4 protein-coding genes are annotated in these 3,843 nt (G+C 70.2%); all 4 read left to right on the top strand.

Annotated features, from left to right (window positions below; translation table 11 throughout):
* Positions 1-265, top strand: a 265-nt coding sequence (locus tag HY049_06030) for a glycosyltransferase family 2 protein (GenBank protein MBI3448461.1), incomplete at its 5' end; no start/stop codon positions are given.
* Between the two features lie 114 nt (positions 266-379).
* Positions 380-925, top strand: coding sequence for a sigma-70 family RNA polymerase sigma factor (locus HY049_06025; protein MBI3448460.1), 546 nt, complete (start codon positions 380-382; stop codon positions 923-925).
* 30 nt (positions 926-955) lie between these two features.
* Entirely contained in the window at positions 956-1,810 is an 855-nt protein-coding gene (locus HY049_06020) for an anti-sigma factor (GenBank protein ID MBI3448459.1), read from the top strand.
* A gap of 92 nt (positions 1,811-1,902) precedes the next feature.
* On the top strand, positions 1,903-3,843 hold a 1,941-nt coding region (locus HY049_06015; GenBank protein MBI3448458.1), incomplete at its 3' end, for a hypothetical protein.

Genomic DNA, 3,843 nt, shown 5'->3' with positions numbered 1-3,843 from the left:
GCTGCTGAGGCTTCCCCTTCTCGAGAACTCGGACGACTTCGTCTTCGACAACCAGATGCTCGCGCAGGCGATCCGCTTCGGCTTCCGCGTCGGCGAGCTCTCCTGTCCGACGTCGTACCACGACGCCTCTTCGTCGATCGGCTTCGCCCGCGCGATCGCGTACGGCCTGGGGTGCCTGAGGACGAGCGGGCAGCATCTTCTGGCGCGGCTCGGTTGGGCGCGGCCGGCGATCTTCGATCCGGAGGGGCGAAAGCTCGATCCCTGAGGGCTCTGGTATATTGGCGCTCCGAATCCGGGCGCGCCCCGGAGGCGTAGTCCCCTGAGAGGCCGGCAGCCAGGACAAATGTCACCCGAGTCCACAGAGACCGACGAATCCCTCGTGTCCCGGATTGCCTCGCGCGATCAGCAGGCGCTCGCCCGCCTGTACGACCGCCACCGCTCCCTCGTCTTCGCCCTGTCGCTCCGCATCATTAGGGAGCGCGCCGAGGCGGAGGAGGTGCTCGGGGACGTCTTTCTCCAGGTGTGGCGCCAGGCGACCGGGTACGACCGCAGCCGGGCGACCGTGGAGGGTTGGCTCGTCAATCTCTGCCGCAGCCGCGCCATCGACAGGCTGAGAGCGCGGGGACGGCGCGAGGCGGGGGCGGCGACGCTGGCGCGCGAGGAGGAGATCCGGCCGGCGGCCGCGGCGGCAGAGAGCGATCCGGCGGAGGCGGTGGCCCGGGAGGAGAAGCGAGTGCTCATCGCGGGGGCGCTCGCGGAGCTTCAGCCATCGCAGAGGGAGGCGCTGGAGCTGGCCTACTACGGCGGCCTGTCGCACTCCGAGATCGCGGAGAAGCTCGCCCAGCCCCTCGGCACCGTGAAGACGCACATCCGCCAGGGGATGATGACCCTTCGTCAGGCGATCGAGAGGCGGTTCGGAGCATGAGGGGACCGATGCGGGGAGAAGGAGGGCGCGATGCGTTGCGATGACATCCGCGAAGCGCTGCCGCTCCGCCTCCTTGACCTCCTCGAGCCCGACGAGGAGCGCGTGATCCGCGAGCACCTCGAGTCGGGGTGCACCCGGTGCGCCGCCGACCTCGCCGCGTACAGCGAGACGCTCGCACTCCTGCCGCACGATCTGCCGAGGGAGGAGCCCTCCGAGATCGTCAAGGCCCGCCTGATGGCCCGCATCCGCAGGGAGTCGGCCCAGGAAGGGAAGGCGCCGGTCCGCCCGCCCGTCGCGGCCTCGCCCCCCGCCGGGACCGCCGCCCGTCAGAGGCGTCTCGTCTGGACCTCGGCGGCCGCGGCCTCGGTGGTCGCGGCTCTTCTCGCCAGCTTCGTCACCGCCCGCATCGTCTCCGGCCGCCACGCGGCGGAGACGGCGTCCCTCGCCGCGCGGGTCGAGGAGCAGCAGGGGCGGCTCGAGCGGCAGACCGAGGAGATGGCGTCGCTCAAGGCCCAGGTCCTTCGCGCCCGCGAGTCGATCCAGCTCGTCAGCTCCCCGGGCGTCACCGTGATCGACCTCCAGGGGCAGCCGGATCGGCCGAAGGCCGGGGCGCGCGTCTTCTGGGATCGCGCCGGAGGCTACTGGCAGGTCTACGTCGCCAGCCTACCCCCCGCCGGGCCGGGGAAGACGTACCAGCTCTGGTTCGTCACCGCCGGGGCGAAGATCAGCGCCGGGACCTTCGACACCGACAGCTCCGGGACCGCGACCGTCCGGTTCGAGGTCCCCGCGGGGCTCGGGAACCTCGTCGCCACCGCGATCACCGACGAGCCGGCGGGAGGGTCGCCGCAGCCGACCGGGTCGATGGTGCTCCTCGGGAAGGTCTAGCTCGGGACGATTCCGGTGGTCGCCCGGCATGCCTCCGGGTATATTCCGGCTGCCCGCCATCGGATTGCCTCTTCGCCCGGAGGTCCCCGCCGATGAAGTCGTCCTGCGTCGGTCTCCTGGTTCTGGCGGCGACCTCGTCGTGGGCTGGCGCACAGCCCTCCGAAATCGCCTCGATCTCGCTTACCGCGATCGCGATCACCGACGACGGCTCCGCGGATCCCGTCTGCACCGCCGGGCATCCCAATCCCGGGGACGACCCGGTGGTTCCGGAGCCGTGCCCTGGACGCACGAACGCCGAGTGCGACACCCCAGGCCTCCCCGGGAGCGGCGTCTGCTCGAACGTCCCTGACGGGTACGTCGATCCCGGCGAGGTGGCGTCGGTGCGGCTCACGGTCGCGAACCACACGCTCGACGCGCTCGGGGCGCCGCGACCCCTTCTGAACGCGACGCTGGGGATCTACTCCCCGTCGGCGACGGTCGGCTGCGTCCTCCGGGGCCAGGTCTTCGTGGGGACGCTCCCGACGTCCGGGACCGTAGCGACGCCGGCCGGCGCGCTGAGGTTTATCGCGAGCCCGGTGACCGGCCAATCGACTCCCGGGGCCTTCGCGGGGGCGCACTTTGTCCTGACGGTGGCGGCCGACGGGATCCAGGGGAACGCTCCCGATCAGTCCTTCGACGTCACGCTCGATCAGGACATCCACCACGCTCCCCGGATTGCGAACGCCTGCGGCGGGACCAAGCTCGGCGGCGGCTTCAGCGGCGCGCACCTCGCCGAGCCCGGCTCCCTCTGCGAGGACTTCGACACCGATCGGAACGGCGATGGATCGATGCAGTGGACGCGCCTCTTCCCAGCGGCGGATCCGAACGATCCGCTGCACGGGATCCCCGATCCGAACGACGACATCCTCGGGCACGCCGCCGGAGGTGGACCGGCGCCGCTCGGCGTGAGCGGTCGGCTGTGCAGGGCGTACGACGGTGTCCTCATCGATCTGGTCCAGGAGGAGCACTGCGTCGTCATCCCCTCGGAGAACGATTGGCACCTTCACTCGGCCTTCGAGGGATGCGATCCCGTCTACGACGCGCGACCCGGTTTCGCGTCGAGCTGCGCGCCCGACGGAGGCAAGGCGCACAGCGGCCTCCGATCGATGCACCTCGGCCGGCACACCGACGCGGTGAGCACGCTTGGGGACACGTACCGGTTCCGCCAGACCTCGGCCTTCGTCGCCGATCCGGTAAACCTGGGGACGAGCTCGAAGCTCGAGTTCTGGCAGATCGTTTCTTTCTGCGATGACAAGTGCAACAGCGCCGGGGCCGGCGGGACCTTCGCCGGAGGCCAGGTCCAGGTGAGCGTGCTGGATCCGGGGACGGGGCGCTTCGAGCCGTGGCGGCGGATTTCCCCATCCGAGAATCCGTACAATTCCCTCGGCCAGGATATCGCCCCGATCTGCGAGTTCGATCCGGGAGACGACCAGAGCGCGCCGCTCGACGACACACTATGCGCGAACCAGCCGCAGTGGTCCGATATGGGGGATCCGTACGGCAGTGATCTGACGTGCAACGTGGACGTCGATGGGAACGATTCCGTCGACAGGGATTGCGGCTCCACGACGAATCGGACTGCGGATCCGAACTGCTCGTGGATCGCGGACCCGGCCTGCGGCTCGTATCTCGAGCATGGCACCGCCGGGAGCGGTGTGTGGGCTCGGGAGACGTTTGATCTCTCCGCGTTCGCGGGGCGGGAGGCGAGGCTCCGCTGGGTCTCCCAGACGGGCGGAGGGTGGGGGTTCGGCGAGTACAGGTCGTTTCTCGAGCCCGAACTCTACGGGACTCCGCTCCAGGTGAACGACCAGGACGACGGCTGGTTCGTCGACGACATCAAGCTGACCGATCTGCGCGTCGCGCCCTCCTCGATCGAGCCCGACCCGATGGACGGCCTCGTCGTATGCCCGAGCCAGGGGGACCCGGATAACTGCGGGCAGATCGCGCTGAACATCGCCGGGAGCGCCGCTGACGCGCGGACTGGCGGGACGGTG

The sequence above is a fragment of the Acidobacteriota bacterium genome (genome assembly GCA_016195325.1).
Classification (GTDB): domain Bacteria; phylum Acidobacteriota; class Polarisedimenticolia; order JACPZX01; family JACPZX01; genus JACPZX01.
This window is presented reverse-complemented; position numbering and strand designations above follow the sequence as displayed.

Bases quoted from the DNA above. Each gene is read 5' to 3' on its own strand.
- HY049_06020 (MBI3448459.1), top strand. From the start codon at position 956: ATGCGTTGCGATGACATCCGCGAAGCGCTGCCGCTCCGCCTCCTTGAC.